Consider the following 18,870-nt stretch of genomic DNA (forward strand, 5'->3'; position numbering starts at 1 on the left):
CGCCGATGCAACCCTGGCCCGCAGAAGGTGGGGCCACCCTGTCACGTCGGGTCAAGGAGGACCAGTGACCGACATAGCACCTTTACGCAAGCCACGGGCGATCGCCCGGCTCCGGGGCGGGTACGGCGACCTGCTCGCCGAGTTCTTCGGCACGTTCCTGCTCATCGCGCTCGGCGACGGCTGCGTCGCGATGGCGGTGGCCGGCCTGCCCGGTTCGGGCCGCACGGCCGGGCCCACCGTGATCTTCCAGGGCGCGGGGGACTGGCTGCTCATCGTGTGGGGCTGGGCGTTCGCGGTCGCCTTCGCCGTCTACCTGGCCGGCGGCGTCAGCGGTGCGCATCTCAACCCCGCGGTGACGTTCGCGATGGCGCTGCGGCGCAAGTTCCCGTGGCGCAAGCTGCCCGGCTACTGGGGCGCGCAGCTGCTCGGCGCGTTCGCCGGGGCGGCGCTGGTGTTCGCGGTGTACCACCCGGCCATCCGCGCGTTCGAGGCCGCGGCGGGCGCCGGTGCGAAGAGCAGCACGTTCTCGATCTTCGCGACTGCTCCCGCAGGCTACTTCGACGGCTGGTTCGGGCCGCTGCTGGACCAGGTCGTGGGCACCGCCGTGTTGCTGGTCGTGGTGCTCGCGCTCATCGACGGGCGGATCAAGGCCGCGTCGCCGAAGATGGCGCCGCTGCTGATCGGCTTCACCGTCGCGGCGATCGGGCTGTCCTACGGCGCCAACGCGGGCTACGCGATCAACCCGGCCCGTGACTTCGGGCCGCGGCTGTTCGCGTTCTTCGCGGGCTGGGGCGACACGGCGATCCCCGGTTCCGGCGGCTACCTGTGGATCCCGATCGTGGGTCCGCTGGTCGGCGGCGCCATCGGCGCTCTGCTCTACGACTTCTTCATCGGCGACGTGCTGCACGCGCGGGAGACCGCGGTGCCGGTGTTCCCCGACGAGTTCGAGATGTCGGCCGCCGTCCGCGACGGCTGATCAGTCGTCCTCGCTGAGCAGCCAGGACAGCCGGGCCACGGCGACGGCGTGCCGCGGGTCGCTCGCGGGCAACGCGGCGGCGAGGCGTTCGTGGACCTCCAGGTCGTCGCGGCCCGGCTCGCTCCCGGCGAAGGACCACAGCGCGCCGAGGTCGCCGTGGTCGAGCACGGCGGCGCGCAAGGCGCCGACCTGCTGGTCGCGTTCGGCCCGGATCGCCGGGGACTCCGAACGGGCCAGCAGCGGCGCCGTGCCCGCCGCGGCGGCCGCCGCCACATCCCCGGTGGCCAGCGCCGACCGCACGGTCAGGAAGTCCGCCTCCACCTCGGCGCACAGCCGGTACGGCTTGGCCCGCATCACGGTGTCGCCGAGCTGGCCGCGCAACCGGTGGATCTCCGCGCGCACCGTCGTCGGGTTGCCGTCCTCGCCGTAGAGGTGCAGCGCCAACTGCTCGGCGGTCAGTCCCGGCGGATGCAACGCCAGCAGCGCGAGGATCTCGGCGCGGCGCAGGGTCAGCGGCAGTTCGCGGCCCTCCAGTTCGGCCGCCGGGCTGGCGCCGAGGAACGACAGGCGCAGCCGCGGCGCGCGGGCGACGCGTGGCCGGGGCAGCCGCAGCAGATAGCCCTCGGCCAGCGGTTCGAGCAGACCCTCGCGCCCGTCGTCGAGCTGCACCCGGTCGGTGCCGGGGACCACCGCGACGCGCCGCGGCCAGCGCCCGAGCGGCTCGGCCGCGATGACCCGGCCGGTCGGGGTGAGCAGCGCCCCCGGCTCGCCGCGCAGCCGCTGGAGATGCGGCATGTTCCGCGCGAGCAGCCGCTCGTCCCGCTGCTCCATCCGCATCCGCAGGTGGCCTTCCGCAAGCTGTGCGGTGGCGTTGACCAGCGACACCATCGCCGGATGCAACGTGTCCAGCCGCCCGCTGATGTCGATCGCGCCCAGCACCTCGCCGGTGTCCGGATCGTGGATGGGCGCCGCCGCGCACGTCCACGCGTGATAGGTCCGTACCAGGTGCTCGGCCGAGTAGATCTGCACGGGCGCGTCCACCGCGAGCGCGGTGCCCATCGCGTTGGTGCCGATCGCCGCTTCCGACCACGCCGTGCCCTCGTACAGGCCGACCGGATCGGCCTGCCGGCACAGCTCCGACGGGCCCTCGCGCCACAGGATCGTGCCCCCGGCATCGGTCACGATGGTGATGTGCTGGGACTCGTCGGCGATGCTGACCAGCAGTTCCCGCAGCGGCGCCAGCACCGCGTGCAGCGGATGCGCGGCGCGCACGTCCTCGACCTCGTCGGTGGCGTACACGACGGGCGGCAGGTACTCCTCGGGGTCCACATGCGCCGCCAGTGACCGGCGCCAGGATTCCGATATCACCTGACGGGGTGAGGTCGGTGGCCTGCCGCCACTCATCGTCGCCTCGTGAACCTGCTGCAACAGCTTGAACTGTGCGACCGGATCGGACGACAAGCGCGGCGCGATCGACCCGGCGGTGGCGATGGGCTTGACGTTCATTCGGGCACTCCGCGGCGGCGTTGACGGGGCGTCATTGTGGACCGGATCTACCGGCCTACCAGGCAGCATGCCTGGCAGGCAGCGAGTCGGCAAGGTTGACACCAGCCTGGCGTTTCGTCACCCGTCTGTCGAGCATGCAACGGGGCTGCAACGTCGCGGGCACTAGCTTTCCGCTCCACGCATCGTCAACGGGAGCAGGGAGGCTGCCACATGACCACATACGCGGCACCGGGTGAAGCCGGCAGCGTAGTCGCGTTCGAATCGCGGTACGACCACTTCATCGGCGGCGAGTACGTCGCGCCGGCGAAGGGGCAGTACTTCGAGAACCCCACCCCGGTCACCGGGAAGGTGTTCACCGAGATCGCTCGCGGCACCGCCGAGGACGTGGACCGCGCGGTGGCCGCCGCGACGGGCGCGGCCGCGGCGTGGGGCCGGACCGCCCCGGCCGAGCGGGCCGCCGTGCTCAACAAGATCGCCGACGCGATGGAGGCCAACCTCGAGAAACTGGCCGTCGCCGAGTCGTGGGAGAACGGCAAGCCGGTCCGCGAGACACTGGCCGCCGACATCCCGCTGGCGATCGACCACTTCCGCTACTTCGCCGGTGCCATCCGGGCGCAGGAGGGCGGGATCTCGCAGATCGACGCCGACACCGTCGCCTACCACTTCCACGAGCCGCTCGGTGTCGTCGGGCAGATCATCCCGTGGAACTTCCCGATCCTGATGGCCACCTGGAAGCTGGCGCCCGCGCTCGCGGCGGGCAACTGCGTCGTGCTCAAGCCCGCCGAGCAGACCCCGGCCTCGATCCACGTGCTGCTGTCGGTGATCGCGGACCTGATCCCGCCGGGCGTGGTCAACATCGTCAACGGGTTCGGTGTCGAGGCGGGCAAGCCGCTGGCGCAGCACAAGGACATCCGCAAGGTCGCGTTTACCGGTGAGACCACCACCGGACGGCTGATCATGCAGTACGCCAGCGAGAACATCATCCCGGTCACGCTGGAGCTGGGTGGCAAGAGCCCGAACATCTTCTTCGCCGACGTCGCCTCCGCCAACGACGCGTTCTACAACAAGGCGCAGGAGGGCTTCGCGATGTTCGCCCTCAACCAGGGCGAGGTCTGCACCTGCCCGTCGCGGGCGCTGGTCCAGTCGGCGATCTACGACCGGTTCATGGGCGACGCCGTCAAGCGCGTCGGCAAGATCAAGCAGGGCAACCCGCTGGACACCGACACCATGATCGGCGCGCAGGCCAGCAACGACCAGTTCGAGAAGATCCTGTCCTACATCGACATCGGCAAGCAGGAGGGCGCGAAGGTCCTCACCGGTGGCGAGAAGGCCGACCTCGGCGGGGACCTCTCCGGCGGCTTCTACATCCAGCCGACGGTGTTCGAGGGCGACAACAAGATGCGGATCTTCCAGGAGGAGATCTTCGGCCCGGTCGTGTCGGTGACCAAGTTCGACGACTACGACGACGCCATCAAGACCGCCAACGACACCCTCTACGGTCTCGGCGCGGGCGTGTGGTCGCGTGACGGGAACACCGCTTTCCGTGCCGGACGGGACATCCAGGCCGGTCGCGTGTGGACGAACTGCTACCACGCCTACCCGGCGCACGCCGCGTTCGGTGGCTACAAGCAGTCCGGCATCGGGCGCGAGAACCACAAGATGATGCTGGAGCACTACCAGCAGACCAAGAACCTGCTGGTGTCCTACTCGCCCGACGCGCAGGGCTTCTTCTGAGCCATGACAGCGAACCGGGTGGAGCTGACCGAAGCCGCGGAAGCATTGCTGCGCGAGCTTCACGAACAGCACGGGCCGTTGATGTTCCATCAGTCCGGCGGATGCTGCGACGGAAGCGCGCCGATGTGCTACCCGGCGGGGGAGTTCCGCACCGGGAATTCGGACGTGCACCTCGGCGACCTCACCGTCGCCGGGGTGCCCGACCCGATCGCGGTGTGGATGTCCTCGGCGCAGTTCGAGTACTGGAAGCACACGCACCTCACGATCGACGTGGTCAAAGGGCGCGGCAGCGGTTTCTCGCTGGAGGCTCCCGAAGGCGTGCGGTTTCTCATCCGGTCTCGGCTGCTCACCGACGAAGAACTCGACTCTCTGAACTGAAGGCGGTACACGTGGGCGACTACGCCGATACCTACGAGCGGAGCATGAAGGATCCGGAAAGCTTCTGGCTCGCGGCGGCCGAGGGCATCGCCTGGTCGCGGAAACCCTCGCGGGCGCTGGATTCCGGCAATCCTCCGTGGTATCGGTGGTTTCCCGGCGGTGAGCTCAACACGTGCTACAACGCCCTGGACCGGCACGTCGAGGCCGGGCACGGCGACCGCACGGCGTTGATCCACGACTCACCGGTCACCGGCACGACCGCCCGCTACACCTACGCCGAACTGCTCGACCAGGTCGCGCGGTTCGCCGGGGCGCTGCGGGATCTGGGTGTCGGCAGGGGCGATCGCGTCGTGATCTACCTGCCGATGGTGCCGCAGGCCGCGATCGCGATGCTCGCGTGCGCCCGGCTCGGCGCGGTGCATTCGGTGGTGTTCGGCGGGTTCGCGCCGCGCGAGCTGGCGGTGCGCATCGCCGACACGCGGCCGAAGGTCGTGGTGAGTGGATCCTGCGGGATCGAGCCCAACCGCGTGATCGCCTACAAACCCATCGTGGACGAGGCGATCGAACTGGCCGGCGGGGATCGTCCGTCCATTGTGGTCTTCCAGCGGGACACGCTGCGTGCCGAGCTGGGACCGCGCGACCACGACTGGGACGAGCTGATGGCCTCCGCGCGCCCCGCGGACTGTGTCGACGTCGCCGCGACCGACCCGCTGTACGTGCTCTACACCTCCGGCACGACGGGAAGACCGAAGGGCGTGGTGCGCGACAACGGCGGGCACGCGGTGGCGCTCGCGTGGAGCATGACCGGCATCTACGACATCGGCCCCGGCGACGTGTGGTGGACCGCCTCGGATGTCGGCTGGGTCGTCGGGCACTCCTACATCGTGTACGGGCCGCTGCTGGCCGGCGCCACAACCGTGCTGTACGAGGGAAAACCGGTCGGCACGCCGGACGCGAGCGCGTTCTGGCGCGTCCTCGCCGAGCACCGCGTCAAGGCGCTGTTCACCGCGCCGACCGCGATGCGCGCGATCAAGAAGGCCGACCCGGACGCGTCATCGCTGGCGGGTCACGATGTTTCGAGCCTGCGCACGCTGTTCCTCGCGGGGGAGCGGCTCGATCCGGAGACCTACCACTGGGCTTCGGACAAGCTCGGCGTGCCGGTGGTGGATCACTGGTGGCAGACCGAGACCGGCTGGGCCGTGGCCGCGAACCCGCGCGGGGTGCAGCCGCTGCCGATCAAACCCGGCTCGCCCACCGTGCCGATGCCGGGATACGACGTGCGGATCCTCGACCAGGACGGCACCGAGCTGCCGCGAGGGCGCGAAGGCGCGATCTGTGTCAAACTGCCGCTCCCGCCGGGCACACTGCCGACACTGTGGGGCGACGACGAGCGGTTCGTGAAGTCCTACCTGTCGCGGTACGCGGGCTACTACCTCACCGGCGACGGCGGCTACTTCGACGAGGACGGCTACCTGTTCGTCATGGGCCGCACCGACGACGTGATCAACGTGGCCGGGCACCGGTTGTCCACGGGGTCGATGGAAGCGGTACTCGCGGCGCACCCCGCCGTCGCCGAATGCGCGGTGATCGGGGTGCGGGACGAGCTGAAAGGGCAGCTGCCACGCGGGCTCGTGGTGCTCAAGTCCGGAGTGGACATCGACGAGGAACGCCTGCGGGACGAGCTGATCGCCGCGGTGCGCCGGGAAATCGGGCCGGTGGCGGCGTTTCGCCAGGTGTCCGTTGTGGACGCGCTGCCGAAGACGCGGTCGGGCAAGATCCTGCGCAAGAGCATGCGCGGCATCGCCGAAGGCCGCGACGAGCCGGTGCCCTCGACCATCGAGGACCCGGCGGTGCTGGAAGCGCTGCGCGAGGTGCTCTCCGGCCGGTAGCGGCGTTCAGCCCGTGTCGGTGCGCGGGGCCGCCTTACCCCGGGTTTCGCGGCTCCGGGTTAGGCTGGAGGCGCGAGAAGGAGGTAACCGCGCGTGTCCAGTTGCTGTCCGCCGCCGCGATCTGCGGGGCCCGGGGTCGTCCAGTCCGTGCCGGAATCGCCGAAGTCGCACGCGGGCACCGACGGGATGATCGTGCTGCCCGGCGGGACGTTCCGCATGGGCACCGACGCCGCGGACGGCTTCCCCGAGGACGACGAGGGCCCAGTCCGCGAGGTCACCGTCGGGGCGTTCGCGATCGACGCCCGCGCCGTGACGAACGAACGGTTCGCCGAGTTCGCCGACGCCACCGGTTACCAGACCGACGCGGAACGTTTCGGCTGGTCGTACGTGTTCGCCAAGTTCCTGCCCGGCCCGGTGCGCAAGGCCTCGCCGCGCCCGGAGGGCACCCCGTGGTGGTGCGGCGTGTCCGGCGCGTACTGGCGGCATCCGGAGGGACCGGGCACCGGCGTCGAGGACCGCTGCAACCACCCCGCCGTGCACATCTCCTGGCACGACGCCGCCGCCTACTGCGAATGGGCGGGCAAGCGGCTGCCCACCGAGGCCGAATGGGAGTACGCCGCGCGCGGTGGCCTCGACCAGGCGCGTTATCCGTGGGGCGACGAGCTGACGCCCGGCGGCGAGCACCGGTGCAACATCTGGCAGGGCAGGTTCCCGGTGACCGACCTGGCCGAGGACGGCTATTCCGGCACCGCGCCCGCCGACGCGTACGAACCCAATGGCTTCGGGCTCTACAACACCTCCGGCAACGTGTGGGAGTGGTGCGCGGACTGGTTCAAGCCGGGCATGGCCGCGCGCGCCATGCGTGGCGGCTCGTACCTGTGCCACGAGTCGTACTGCAATCGCTACCGGGTCGCCGCGCGCACCGCCAACACGCCCGACAGCTCCAGCGGCAACCTCGGCTTCCGCTGCGTCGCCGACCTCTAGGCCAGCAGGACGCTGATCTCGAAGAAGTCGAGCATGTGCGGCATCGGTGCGTCCAGCTCGACCACGGGCGCGCCGACCCGCAGCGTGTGCTCCAGTGCCGCGCGCACCAGGGCGCGGCCGGCCAGCAGCGCCAGATCGATGCCGGGACACACCTGCGGGCCGCGGCTGAAGTGGGTGAACTGCGGCCGGGAACCGGACAGCCACTGCTCCGGGGCGAAGGCGTCCGCCCGCGGCACCCGGTCGGGATCGCGATGCAGGTACGTGTTCACGATCAGGATCTGCGTACCGGCCGGCACTGTCTCCTCCCACGGGACGTCGACGAGCGTCTCGCGGGCCAGCAGCTGCGTGGTCGGCCACAGCCGCATCGTCTCCTGCAGGCAGGCGAGGAGGAAACCGTCGTCGGCCAGCGCCCGGTCCCGGTAGCCGGGCCACTGCCCGAGCAGCGCCACCGTGCGCAGGGCGTTGACCGCGAGCGTGTCGCCGAGCGCGAACAGCCAATGCGTGACCTGGCCCGCCGGATCGGTGGTCGCGTCGGTCGGCGCGTGCGGGAACTCCGCTGCGAGGCTGCCCGGTTCGGCCCGGTTGGCATACGCCGCGATCCTGGTGTGGAACGCGGCCTGGTCTTTCGACGGTTTGCCGGGCAACCGGTTCGCCCCGTCCATCATCCGTTCCAGCGTGTCGGACAGGGCCCAGTCCCCGGCCGCGGTCTCGCCGAGCACGACCCGGCGCGCGAGGCGCTGCACCATCGCGTTCCACGGCTCCCACGTGAGGTTCGCGGTGTCCGCGGCCAGCCGTTTGACCTCCTCCCGGGCGCGGTCCTCGATCGAGGTGGCCAGCCGCGGCACGCTGCCCAACACGGCCTCGGTGAAGCGCCGCCTGCTGTGCCAGCGCGCACCCCGCGAGATGGTCAGCGCGGTGGGCTGGAAATACACCATGCCCGCCCGTTTCGCGCCGGGATCGGCGGCGTAGTCGTGCACCGGCCCGTCCAGCGCCCGCGCCACGTCGGCGGGATCCAGCACCAGCAGGGCCCGGCCGAGCCCGGCCCGCACCCACACCGGCCCGCCGTCGTAACGCCGCGACATCGTGGTCAGCAACGCGACGGCGTGGCGGTCGACGTCGGCGAACGTCGCGGCCCGCACCGGGCCGCGGTGCCGCCGGAACAGTCCTTGCACGAGGTTCGGCATCAGCACCAGCGCGGTGAACGCGGCCGAGTCCTCGAGGCGCGCGCGGGGGAACATCATGCCTCCGGTGTCCGCAGCGTGAAGTACCCGAGGAACCGGTAGCCGGCACCGGCGCGGACGAACACCTTGCCAAGACACTGCCCCGGCGCCAGTTCGACCAGCTCGTCCCGGATCCGGCGCAGCGGGGCGGGGTTGCTGCGCACCGGTGCGTAGTCGGCGACCAGCACGTCGGTGTCGGGATCGGCGACCCCCGGTTCGATCCGGGTCTGGAACCGGGCCAGCTCCGGCAGCGGCCGCACCAGCAGGTCGTGCCCGCCGCCGGTGTCCGGCTCGAAAACCTTTCCCCGCCAAGGCATCCACCGCCGGCTCAGTGCCCGCACGAGCCTGCCCAGCGGTGGCCGCGCGTCGAGCGCGACGAATGTTCCCGTGGTGCGGCCGCGCAGGCCGCGGGGCGGGACGCCGTGCGCGAACAAGGTGTCCAGTGCGGCGAGGGCGGCGCGGCGGTCGCGGACGGCGAGCGCGGACAGGTCGGCCAGCCGCCCGGTCGTGGGAATAGCGGTGACGCTCATCGGAAAAATCCTCCGGCGAAATTGGCTGGAAATGGAGTGTAGACCCGTTGACGGGGTTGTCCGGCACACTTGTTCTTACGCCGTTCGGGTAGACAAGACCTCGATCATGGGTGGCCCTGGACTAGTCCTAGATCCTTTGCCAGGCTTGGAATTCCGCGGCCCGGGCAGGCGCGGAAAAAGGGCAGAAGAGGGGCCCTCATGGTCAATTCCGAACCACGTTCCCGCGGTTATCGCGATACGCCACCGTGGCGATTGTTCACCGCGCTGACCGAGATTGTCGACCGGCTCGTCGGCTGGGACCGGCTCCCGGTTCCACTCGGGGTGCTCGAGCTGATCGGGGTGCGCACCAAGCTGCGGCAGGACAACCTGCACGACACCTCACACCTCCCCGCGGTCAACACGCCGCCGGTGCCGGACTACTCCCCGGAGTTCCTCGTCAACCGCACCGCCGACGGCTCCTACAACGATCTGCGCGAACCTGCGATGGGCATGGCGGGCAGCCGCTTCGGGCGCAACATCCCGCTGGCGAAGGTCGTGCCCCCGGACAAGGCGGCGGTGCTGTCGCCGAACCCGCGTGAGATCAGCCGCGCCCTGCTCACCCGCACCAGTTTCGTGCCGGCCGGCCCGGTGAACTCGCTGGTCGCGGCGTGGCTGCAGTTCATGATCCGCGACTGGTTCAGCCACGGCACCGGCCCCACGGAGAACCCGTGGGAGGTGCCGCTGGCCGAGGACGACCCGTGGCCCGAGCGGCCCATGCACATCATGCGCACCCGCACGGACCCGACGCGCCCCGCGGGTCGCGAAGACCTGCCGCCCACCACGGTGAACGTGCTGACGCACTGGTGGGACGGCTCCCAGATCTACGGGATCACCCCGGACGAGCAGCAGTTCCTGCGGTCGGGCTCGGACGGCAAGCTGCGGGTGCTCGACAACGGGCTGCTGCCGATGCCCGACGATCCGGCGGCCGACCCCGCGCGCGTTCCGGGTTTCTGGCTCGGCGCCGAACTGCTGCGCACCGTCTTCGCACTGGAGCACAACGCGATCTGCGACCGGCTGCGCGAGCAGTACCGGTCGTGGAGCGACGAGGAACTGTTCCAGCGCGCGCGGCTGGTCAACTCCGCACTGCTGGCCAAGATCCACACCGTCGAGTGGACACCCGCCGTGATCAGCCATCCCACGACGGTCGCCGCGTTGCGCGCGAACTGGTTCGGCATCGCGGGCGAGCGGGTGCAGCGGCTGTTCGGGCGCATCGCCGACAGCGAGGTGATCAGCGGCATCCCCGGCGGGAAGACCGACCACTACGGCGTGCCGTTCTCGCTCACCGAGGAGTTCGTCGCGGTGTACCGGATGCATCCGCTGATCCGCGACACCTGGCACTTCCGGTCCGCGGCCACCGACGAGACGCTGCTGGACTGCGAATTCCCGGACATCGCGGGCGCCAACGCGGTGAAGGTGCTCAACACCATCGACATGACCGACCTGCTGTACTCGTTCGGCACGCTGCCACCCGGGCTGGTCACACTGCACAACTTCCCCAAGCACCTGCAGGAGTTCCACCGCCCGGACGGGCACGTACAGGACCTGGCCGCGACCGACATCCTGCGCTCGCGGGAACTGGGCGTGCCGCGCTACAACGAGTTCCGCCGGCTGCTGCACCTCGCGCCGGCCGCGGATTTCCACGCGCTGACCGGCAATCCGCACTGGGCGGAGGAGATCAGCAAGGCCTATCACGGCAAGATCGAGGACGTCGACCTGACGGTGGGCATGCTGGCCGAGCGCAGGCCCGAGGGATTCGCCTTCAGCGACACGGCTTTCCGCGTGTTCGTGCTGATGGCCTCGCGACGGCTCAACAGCGACCGGTTCTTCACCGAGTACTACACCCCGGCCGTCTACACCCAGACCGGGCTGGACTGGATCCGGGACAACTCGATGCTCACCGTGCTCACCCGCCACTATCCCGGTCTGCGGCCCGCGCTGTCGGGGCTGACCAACGCGTTCGCGGCCTGGCCGGTGCGGCCGTGAAGACGCTCGACGAGACGACGCTGCTGGGCTGGACCGACAGCGAACTGGACAAGCTGTTCCGCGCCAGCCCGCCGGGCGAGGTGCCACGTGGCCCCACCGACGGCACCGCGCTGCTCGCCGCGGGCACCGGGCTCACCAGGACGATCGCCGCCGCCGCCCGCCGGTTCGCCTGGCGCGGCAAGGTTTTCGAACCCGACGGCCGCAGGCTGCGCAACCGGATCACCCCGTTCGACCTGACCGCGATCGCGGCCACGGTGTCGCCGGGGGAGAGCTGGGTGGACCGCAAGCCCTGCATCGTCATCGACTACTCGCGCAGTTCGCTGGTCGCCCGCGGGGTGCGCGACGAGATCCGCCTCATCGCGCCCGGCCTGTACCTGGGCGTGGTGTGGCTGTGGCGGCAGCGCGCCGGCTGGTTCCTGCTCCGCAAACCGCCGGGCGGCCAGATCCTGACCGGACCCTCGCCGAACCAGGTCGCGCTGACCATCCGCGCGCCGCTGGCCGCGGGCCGTGCGGGCGACGTGCCCGGGCTGCTCGACGAGCTGCGCAAGAGCGTCGAACTCGACGGCGGGCCGTTCCGCGATCTCTCCGGCGTGCATTTCGCCAGGATGTTCCCGCTGCCACCGGAAACGGCCGGTGACGGCAACGCCCCGACGCTGGTCTACATGGCCGAACTCGACGCGCCCGTGCGCGCACACCTGCGCGAGCTGGCGGCGGTGCGGGCGGACGCGCTGTCGTCGCTGTTCGGGCTCTGCGAGGGCTATCCCGACACCGGCACGCTGGAGGAGCGGGTGCGCTGGCTGGGGCGGCACCGCATCGACCCCGCCGCGACCTACGTGCACCGGGTGGGCCGTGGCCTGAGCCAGATCCGGGAAGAGGCTCGGCTGCGCGAGCGCATCGAGGACTTCCTCGACGATCCCGGGCAGGACTGGTCCGGCGCGACCGGTGTGGAACTGCACCGCGCGATCCGCGGGTTCGTGGCCGCGCACCGGGACCTGTCGTGGGCGCTGCGCCCGCAACCGCGGCCGGGGCTGGCGTTCCGGACGCGCGAGACGGTGCACCGGCTGGTCCTGCCCGCCGCCGTTCCGGTCCTGTTGCCCGCGCTCCCGCTGTGGGCCGTGCTGATCCGCAGGCTGGAACAACGCGACGAACCGGAACGCGTCCGCGTCGGCCGGGACCGGCTGGAGGCACTGACCCGGCAGGAGGACGTGCTCACGCAGAACCCGTTCACCGCGACCGGTTTCGTCAAACCCGGGCTGGTCCGCCGGGCCACCCTGCGCACCGTGCTGACCGGGCTGGACTACTTCAACCGGCACGTCTACGCCACCGACAACCTCGCCGGCGTGCGCACGATCCACTTCGCCCGCTGGGTCTACATCGACCAGGGCAGGCGGCTGATCTTCGCCAGCAACTACGACGGCAGCCTGGAAAGCTACATGGACGATTTCATCGACAAGCTCGCGCCCGGGCTCAACGCCGTGTTCAGCAACGGGGTCGGCTACCCGGCCACGCGCTGGCTGTTGTGGGGCGGCGCGCGGGACGAACAGGCGTTCAAGTCCTACCTGCGCTCGCACCAGCTGCCGAGCGTCTGGTATTCGGCCTACGGCGATCTCTCGGCGCGCAACATCGACGACAACACCCGTATCCGCGACGGCCTCACCCGTGACCTCGACCCGCGGGAGGCCCGATCCTGGCTGGCGCTGCTGTGAAGACCACACTCGATCTCGCCGACACACAGGGCCTGGTGATGCGGGGCTACGGCAAGCTCCCGTACGCGACGTTCCTGCTGTTCACCGTGGACGAAGCGCACCCCGCGCGGGCGGCGCTCGGCCACTGGGCCGAGGAGGTCACGACGGCCGCGATGGGCACCGGCGCGTCCGCGCTCAACGTCGCCGTCACCGCCGCCGGGCTGCGTGCGCTGGGGCTGCCGGGCGAGGCCGTGGAGGCGTTCAGCCCCGCCTACGCCGAGGGCATGACCACCGAACACCGCAAACGGCTGCTCGGCGATCTCGGCGAGGCCGATCCGCAGCGGTGGGCGTGGGGCGGTCCCACGGGCGCGGCCGTGCACCTGCTGCTGCTGGTGTACGCGGCCACCGCCGCCGAGCTGCGCCGGCGCGTCACGGCGCTGCGCCGGGCCGGCGGCGGGCTGTCGCTGATCACGGAACTGCGCACCGACCAGCTGTCCGGGACCGAGCCGTTCGGCTTCCGCGACGGCCTGTCGCAGCCCCGGATCGAGGGGCTCGGCGGCACCCGTGACCGGGAGCTGGCGGTGGGGGAGTTCGTGCTCGGCTACCCGAATTCCTACGGCGAGTACGGCGAACGCCCGCTGCTGGCCGCGGCCGAGGATCCACGTGACCTGCTGCCGCTGGATCCCGCCGGATCCGGCAGACGGGATTTCGGGCGCGGCGGCAGCTATCTCGTGCTGCGGCAGCTCCAGCAGGACGTTGACGGGTTCTGGCGGTACATGCGCGAGCACAGCGACGACGCGACCTGGCTGGCCGCGAAGATGGTGGGCCGCTGGCCCAGCGGTGCCCCGCTCGCGCTGAGCCCGGAACAAGACGAACCCGGGCTGGCCGAACGCGATTTCGCCTACCACGCCAAGGATCCCGACGGCGTGGCTTGCCCGATCGGCTCGCACGTCCGCCGCGCCAATCCCCGTGACTCGCTGGAGCCCCGGCCGGGCTCGGCGGCCTCGCTGCGGGTCAACGACCGGCACCGGTTGCTGCGGCGGGCCCGCTCCTACACCGCGGGAGCCGAACGGGGGTTGTATTTCTTGTGCCTCAACGGAAACCTTGCGCGGCAGTACGAGTTCGTGCAGCACACCTGGATCAACTCGCCGCATTTCGACGGACTGCACGACGCCCCGGATCCCGTTGTCGCGCCGCGGAACGACGGCGGCCCGGTCTTCACCGTGCAGGCACGGCCGGTGCGCGAGCGGTACCGTTCGCTGCCCTCGTTCGTGCGGGTGCGCGGCGGCGCGTACTTCTTCCTGCCGGGGGCGGCCGCGCTGCGTTATCTCGCGGCGGTGCCGGGATGAACTGGAAACAGCGGCTGACCGACGCGGTGCTCGGCCTCGTCACGCTGGAACGGCGCATCGACCCGTACGTCCGGCCTGCCTTCGACGCGGTGTTCCGCGCGCGCGTCCAGGCCGCGGTGCAGACGCTGCTGAGCCTGCGCGTGCCGCACGGTTCGGCGCGGGCGGAGGAGACGACGCTGCCCGGCGAAACCGAAGCCATGGCGCAGATCATCGACCTGATGAGCCGGTTCCTGTGGCGCGAGTACGCGCCGGGACAGGCCGAACGTGCGGGCAACACGAAAACCTACGGCGTGGTGAAGGCGTCGCTGGAGATCGCCGGGCAGCTGCCCGTTCCGTTGCGCCACGGGCTTTTCGCCAGTGCGCGGACCTATCCGGCGTGGGTGCGCTTCGCCGGGCCCGGGCCGTCGGCACCGCCCGACCTGCAGGACAACGGGATCCTCAGCATCGGTGTCAAGGCGGTCGGCGTGCCGGGCCCGAAGCTGCTCGACGACGAACGGCACACGCAGGACCTCACCGGCATCAGCTCGCCCAGCTTCACCACCCCGAACGTGGTGGAGAACGCCAAACTGCAACGGCAGATCTGGAACCGCTCCCCGCTGTGGTACTTCGTCAACCCGTTCGACAACCACCTCGCGGATCTGGTGATGCAGGGGCTTTACGCGCGCACGCACACCAGTCCACTCGAGACACCGTACTGGAGCTGCGCGGCGTATCTGCTCGGCGAGGGCAGGGCGATGCAGTACCGGTTCGTGCCGCGCGGCCGCCGGCGCACCCGGGTGCCGTGGAATCCCGGTGACGACTATCTGCGCGACGCGCTGTGGGAGCGGCTGGGCGCGAGCGAGGCGTCGTTCGATCTGCTCGTGCAGGTGCAGACCGATCCGGACCGGATGCCGGTCGAGGACGCGTCGATCGTGTGGCCGGACCGGCTTTCGCCGCCGGTGCGGGTGGGGGTGCTGCGAATTCCGGTGCAGCACTACGACGCCGCCGAGCAGCGGGCGCGGGCGGCGAGCCTGTCGATCAACCCGTGGCACACCACGGCGGAGAATCGCCCGCTGGGCAACCAGAACCGGGCGCGGCGCGAGATCTACACGCACCTGTCGCGGCTGCGCCAGGACATGAACATGGTCGCCCACGTCGAGCCGGGTGCGGCCACGTTCTTCCCCGAACCGCACACCGAGGACCTGCACGTGCGGTGACCCGTTCGCGCCGCGGGCCGCGGCGCGAACGGGCCGGGCCTCAGGCCAGCGGCGTGAGCGCCTCGGCGAGCGGCTCCAGCACGGCCGGGGTGTGCGGCGGCGGCAGGTAGACGATCGCGAGGTCCAGCCCTGCCTCGCCGAGGGCCGCGACCTCGCCGGCGACCTTGCCGTAGTCGTGGTCGGGGCCGAGGCGCACGTGGCTGGAGAGCATGATCTCCTTGGGATCGCGGCCGATGTCGGCGCAGTGCTGGTGCAGTACCTCGCGCTTGCGGGCGAACTCCTCAGGGGTGCCGCCGACGAAGTTCCAGTGCTGGGCGTACTTCGCGGTGGTGCGCAGGGTCCGCTTCTCGCCGCTGCCGCCGATGCAGATCGGGGGGTGCGGCGTCTGCACGGGCTTCGGCTCGCACCGTGCGTCGTTGAGCTGGTAGTACTCGCCCTTGAAGGTGGTGGTCTCCTGCGTGAGCAGGCCGGTGATCACCTCGCAGGCCTCCTCGAACCGGTCGCTGCGCTCGCGTGCCGTGCCGAGGTACATGCCGTAGGCGCCGGACTCCTCCTCGTTCCAGCCCGCGCCGATGCCCAGCTCCAACCGTCCATTCGAGACGATGTCCAGCGTCGCGGCCATGTTGGCGAGCAGCGCGGGATGCCGGTAGTGGATGCCGGTGACCAGCGCGCCGATGCGCAGCCGCTTCGTGGCCTGCGCGAGCGCGGTGAGGGTGACCCAGCCTTCGAGGCACGGACCGGTCGAATCGGAGAATATCGGGTAGAAGTGGTCGAAAGTCCACCCGGACTCGAACAGCTCGATCTCGTCTGCCGCCTGCCAGACCGCGAGCATGTCCTGCCACTGGGTGTCCTGCGGTGAGGTCTTGAACGCGAAACGCATACCCGAAGCGTATCCCTGGAGTTACACCAGGTGCCCGCCTGCCCGCGTGGCGACCGTGGACGGGCTAGAGCCACCGGACCGGATCGGCGAGCACTGCGGCCAGTTCCCGGTACGCGGCACCGGTCGCGCCGGGCGCGGGCACCGGTTCGGCGGCCTGGATACGCGGCGGCGTCCACCGCGCGGACAGCACCCGCGCCCGCAGCTGCTCTTCGAGTTCCGGGCGCAGCGCCTTCACCAGATGCGCCAGGTGCCCGCCCAGCACGACGGTGGGAATGTCGAGCACGTTGATGACGCCCCCGAGCGCCACCGCCAAGGCGCGAGCCGACGCCGACAGTGCCGTGGACGCCCGCGCGTCGCCGCCGTGGGCCAGTTCCGCGAGCTGCGCCAGGGACGACTCCGAGGTCAGGCCCGCGGCGGCCAGCAGCGCGTCGCGACCGAGGTAGGTCTCCAGGCAGCCGGTCGAGCCGCACCGGCACGCCGGCCCCGCCGGATCCACGCACACGTGCCCGATCTCGCCGGCCCAGCCGTGCCTGCCGCGCATCACCTCGCCGCCGAGCACCGCCGCCCCGCCGATGCCGATTTCCCCTGACAGGTACACGAAATCGGCGAACGGACCGGGCCGTCCCGGCGCGAGTTCGGCCACCGTGCGGGCGGCCAGGCTCGCCTCGTTGTCGACGGTCAGCGGCAGCCCGCGCAGCGCCCGTCCGCCGAGCAGGTCCGCGGCCCGCACGTCCGACCAGCCGAGGTTCGGGGCGCGCAGCAATGTGTCCCCGGAGACGATTCCCGGCAGCGCGAGCCCGGCGCCGACCAGGCGCAGCCCGGCGGGCAGCCCGTCGAGCACCCGCGCGGACAGCTCGCCCAGCCGAGCGAGTGTCCGAAGTGGATCGCTGCCGACGAGATCGCCGTATTCCAGCGTTTCCGCCGCGACGCGGCCGCGCAGATCGATCACCCGCACGGCGATGAAGCCCGCGTTGATCTGCAGGCCCAGCGCGGCCGGCCCGGACCCGGGCACGAGAGGCGTGGCGGGGCGACCGCGCCCGGCCGCGGTGCCCGGCTCGGTTTCGCCGAGGACTCCCGCCGCGACCAGTTCGTCGACCAGGCGCGAGGCGGTCGCCCTGGTCATCGAGGTGGCGGCGGCGACGTCCGCTCGCGACAGCGGCCGCGCCGACGCGCACACCGTGCGGGCCACGAGCGCGAGGTTGCTCGCGCGCAATGTGGACTGACGGGCGCTCGTCGGCGCGGTCTCGGTCGTCACGGCGTGATCGTAGTATTACCGGTGAACAAACTCAGCCGATGAGGTGTTCGAGCGCGAGCTGCTGCAGCCGCACGAACCCGAAATCGCGTTCGGCGGCCTTCGCCGGATCGAATCCGTCGTCGGTGGCGAGGAAGTCCGCGACCGATTCGCCGGGGTTCAGCGTCGGCTCGGCGAGGTCGTACACCCCGGAGTAGGTCATGGCCTCCCGCACACGCGGATCGGCGCGGAACGCCCTCGCCTTGTCCGCGAGCATCAGGTAGGTCGCCATGTTGGCCCGCGCCGATTCCCAGACCCCGTCGAGGTGTTCGGTGCGCGAGGGCTTGTAGTCGAAATGCCGCGGTCCGGTGTAGCGCGGACCGTCCGGGTAGCCGGGGAAACCGTTCTCCAGCAGGTCCACGGTGAAGAACGCGGAGACCAGATCGCCGTGCCCGAAGACCAGGTCCTGGTCGTACTTCAGGCCGCGCTGCCCGTTGAGGTCGATGTGGAACAGCTTGCCGCTCCACAATCCCTGCGCGAGCGCGTGCGTGTAGTTGAGGTTGGCCATCTGCTCGTGGCCGGTCTCCGGGTTCAGCCCCACGATGTCGCCGTGCTCCAGCTGCGCGATCAGCGCGAGCGCGTGCCCCACGGTGGGCAGGAAGATGTCGCCGCGTGGTTCGTTCGGCTTGGGCTCCAGGCCGATGCGCAGGTCGTAGCCCCGGGACTTGATGTAGCCCGCGACCGTGTCCAGGCCCTCCTTGTAGCGCTCGAAGGCGGCGTAGAGGTCCTTCGAGCCGTCGTACTCCGAGCCCTCGCGGCCGCCCCACATGACGAACGTCGTCGCGCCGACCTCGGCGGCCAGGTCCACCGCCTGCAGGATCTTGCGCAGGCCGAAACGCCGGACGCCGCGGTCGTTGGAGGTCAGGCCGCCGTCCTTGAACACTGGATGGCTGAACGTGTTGGTGGTGACCATCTCGATCACCAGGCCCGCCTTGTCCGCCGCTTCCTTCAGGCGCGCGCAGCGCTGCCGTTTGGTCTCGGCATCGGCGTCGAAGGCGTACACGTCGTTGTCGTGGAAGGTGATGCCCCAGGCGCCGAGCTCGGCGAGTTTGTCCGCGTACTGCCAGGGATCCAGTGCGGGACGGCTCGGCCCGCCGAACGGGTCGGTGCCCGTCCAGCCCACGGTCCAGAGCCCGAACGAGAACTTGTCCCCGGCAGTGGGTTGCCGCACCATCGCCACTCCTTCGCTGATTTTGTTTTGCGGAATAACTTATTCCGCGGCGCGGCGGG

The 18,870-nt window shown here is 70.8% G+C and carries 15 protein-coding genes; 9 read left to right on the forward strand and 6 right to left on the reverse strand.

Annotation, left to right across the window (positions count from 1 at the left end; all coding sequences use genetic code 11):
• The first annotated feature begins 64 nt into the window (after positions 1-64).
• A complete protein-coding gene (locus HFP15_RS00200; protein ID WP_168510082.1) occupies positions 65-976 on the forward strand; it encodes an MIP/aquaporin family protein in 912 nt (303 codons plus the stop codon).
• On the opposite strand, the gene HFP15_RS00205 is transcribed toward HFP15_RS00200, so the two are convergent.
• Positions 977-2,482, reverse strand: a complete 1,506-nt coding sequence (locus HFP15_RS00205) for a helix-turn-helix domain-containing protein (RefSeq protein ID WP_168510090.1) — start codon at positions 2,480-2,482, stop codon at positions 977-979. It lies immediately after the preceding gene.
• Positions 2,483-2,692: 210 nt separating this feature from the next.
• Here HFP15_RS00205 and exaC point away from each other — a divergent pair, with 210 nt between their 5' ends.
• From exaC to HFP15_RS00220, 4 genes are all read left to right on the forward strand, one after another.
• Positions 2,693-4,216, forward strand: a complete 1,524-nt coding sequence (exaC, locus tag HFP15_RS00210) for an acetaldehyde dehydrogenase ExaC (protein WP_168510092.1) — start codon at positions 2,693-2,695, stop codon at positions 4,214-4,216.
• Between the two features lie 3 nt (positions 4,217-4,219).
• Entirely contained in the window at positions 4,220-4,594 is a 375-nt protein-coding gene (locus HFP15_RS42425; protein WP_246271242.1) for a DUF779 domain-containing protein, read from the forward strand.
• Positions 4,595-4,605: 11 nt separating this feature from the next.
• Positions 4,606-6,483: a propionyl-CoA synthetase gene (locus HFP15_RS00215; RefSeq protein WP_312871330.1), complete on the forward strand. Its 1,878-nt coding sequence runs from the start codon at positions 4,606-4,608 to the stop codon at positions 6,481-6,483.
• Positions 6,484-6,669: 186 nt separating this feature from the next.
• Positions 6,670-7,467 carry a formylglycine-generating enzyme family protein gene (locus HFP15_RS00220; protein WP_168511196.1) on the forward strand — a complete coding sequence of 266 codons (798 nt, stop codon included), beginning with the start codon at positions 6,670-6,672 and terminating at the stop codon, positions 7,465-7,467.
• On the opposite strand, the gene HFP15_RS00225 is transcribed toward HFP15_RS00220, so the two are convergent.
• Together HFP15_RS00225 and HFP15_RS00230 are read right to left on the reverse strand one after the other, a co-directional pair.
• The gene (locus tag HFP15_RS00225; protein ID WP_168510096.1) at positions 7,464-8,708 is read right to left on the reverse strand and encodes a cytochrome P450; all 1,245 of its coding nucleotides are present in this window, start codon (positions 8,706-8,708) and stop codon (positions 7,464-7,466) included. The two genes, HFP15_RS00220 and HFP15_RS00225, sit on opposite strands and share 4 nt — an antisense overlap.
• The gene (locus HFP15_RS00230; protein ID WP_168510098.1) at positions 8,705-9,217 is read right to left on the reverse strand and encodes a hypothetical protein; all 513 of its coding nucleotides are present in this window, start codon (positions 9,215-9,217) and stop codon (positions 8,705-8,707) included. The genes HFP15_RS00225 and HFP15_RS00230 overlap by 4 nt, the downstream gene beginning before the upstream one ends.
• Before the next feature lie 198 nt (positions 9,218-9,415).
• Here HFP15_RS00230 and HFP15_RS00235 point away from each other — a divergent pair, with 198 nt between their 5' ends.
• Genes HFP15_RS00235 through HFP15_RS00250 form a run of 4 tightly spaced genes read left to right on the forward strand, consistent with a single transcriptional unit; the run spans position 9,416 to position 15,469 of the window.
• Positions 9,416-11,239 carry a peroxidase family protein gene (locus tag HFP15_RS00235; RefSeq protein WP_168510100.1) on the forward strand — a complete coding sequence of 608 codons (1,824 nt, stop codon included), beginning with the start codon at positions 9,416-9,418 and terminating at the stop codon, positions 11,237-11,239.
• Positions 11,236-12,945: a hypothetical protein gene (locus HFP15_RS00240; RefSeq protein ID WP_168510102.1), complete on the forward strand. Its 1,710-nt coding sequence runs from the start codon at positions 11,236-11,238 to the stop codon at positions 12,943-12,945. Before HFP15_RS00235 ends, HFP15_RS00240 begins: the two co-directional genes overlap by 4 nt.
• A complete protein-coding gene (locus HFP15_RS00245; RefSeq protein ID WP_168510104.1) occupies positions 12,942-14,273 on the forward strand; it encodes a Dyp-type peroxidase in 1,332 nt (443 codons plus the stop codon). Before HFP15_RS00240 ends, HFP15_RS00245 begins: the two co-directional genes overlap by 4 nt.
• A complete protein-coding gene (locus HFP15_RS00250; RefSeq protein WP_168510106.1) occupies positions 14,270-15,469 on the forward strand; it encodes a catalase family protein in 1,200 nt (399 codons plus the stop codon). Before HFP15_RS00245 ends, HFP15_RS00250 begins: the two co-directional genes overlap by 4 nt.
• A 40-nt stretch (positions 15,470-15,509) precedes the next feature.
• Here HFP15_RS00250 and HFP15_RS00255 read toward each other — a convergent pair whose 3' ends face one another.
• From HFP15_RS00255 to xylA, 3 genes are all read right to left on the reverse strand, one after another.
• The gene (locus HFP15_RS00255; protein ID WP_168510108.1) at positions 15,510-16,349 is read right to left on the reverse strand and encodes an LLM class F420-dependent oxidoreductase; all 840 of its coding nucleotides are present in this window, start codon (positions 16,347-16,349) and stop codon (positions 15,510-15,512) included.
• A gap of 64 nt (positions 16,350-16,413) precedes the next feature.
• Positions 16,414-17,604, reverse strand: coding sequence for an ROK family protein (locus tag HFP15_RS00260; protein WP_168510110.1), 1,191 nt, complete (start codon positions 17,602-17,604; stop codon positions 16,414-16,416).
• A 31-nt stretch (positions 17,605-17,635) separates the two neighbouring features.
• The gene (gene xylA, locus HFP15_RS00265) at positions 17,636-18,814 is read right to left on the reverse strand and encodes a xylose isomerase (RefSeq protein WP_168510112.1); all 1,179 of its coding nucleotides are present in this window, start codon (positions 18,812-18,814) and stop codon (positions 17,636-17,638) included.
• Between the last annotated feature and the right edge of the window lie 56 nt (positions 18,815-18,870).

It is taken from the genome of Amycolatopsis acididurans (genome assembly GCF_012328925.1).
Lineage (GTDB): Bacteria > Actinomycetota > Actinomycetes > Mycobacteriales > Pseudonocardiaceae > Amycolatopsis_E > Amycolatopsis_E acididurans.

Bases quoted from the DNA above. Each gene is read 5' to 3' on its own strand.
- HFP15_RS00205 (WP_168510090.1), bottom strand. From the start codon at position 2,482: ATGAACGTCAAGCCCATCGCCACCGCCGGGTCGATCGCGCCGCGCTTG.
- exaC (WP_168510092.1), top strand. From the start codon at position 2,693: ATGACCACATACGCGGCACCGGGTGAAGCCGGCAGCGTAGTCGCGTTC.
- HFP15_RS42425 (WP_246271242.1), top strand. From the start codon at position 4,220: ATGACAGCGAACCGGGTGGAGCTGACCGAAGCCGCGGAAGCATTGCTG.
- HFP15_RS00220 (WP_168511196.1), top strand. From the start codon at position 6,670: ATGATCGTGCTGCCCGGCGGGACGTTCCGCATGGGCACCGACGCCGCG.
- HFP15_RS00225 (WP_168510096.1), bottom strand. From the start codon at position 8,708: ATGATGTTCCCCCGCGCGCGCCTCGAGGACTCGGCCGCGTTCACCGCG.
- HFP15_RS00230 (WP_168510098.1), bottom strand. From the start codon at position 9,217: ATGAGCGTCACCGCTATTCCCACGACCGGGCGGCTGGCCGACCTGTCC.
- HFP15_RS00235 (WP_168510100.1), top strand. From the start codon at position 9,416: ATGGTCAATTCCGAACCACGTTCCCGCGGTTATCGCGATACGCCACCG.
- HFP15_RS00250 (WP_168510106.1), top strand. From the start codon at position 14,270: ATGAACTGGAAACAGCGGCTGACCGACGCGGTGCTCGGCCTCGTCACG.
- HFP15_RS00255 (WP_168510108.1), bottom strand. From the start codon at position 16,349: ATGCGTTTCGCGTTCAAGACCTCACCGCAGGACACCCAGTGGCAGGAC.
- xylA (WP_168510112.1), bottom strand. From the start codon at position 18,814: ATGGTGCGGCAACCCACTGCCGGGGACAAGTTCTCGTTCGGGCTCTGG.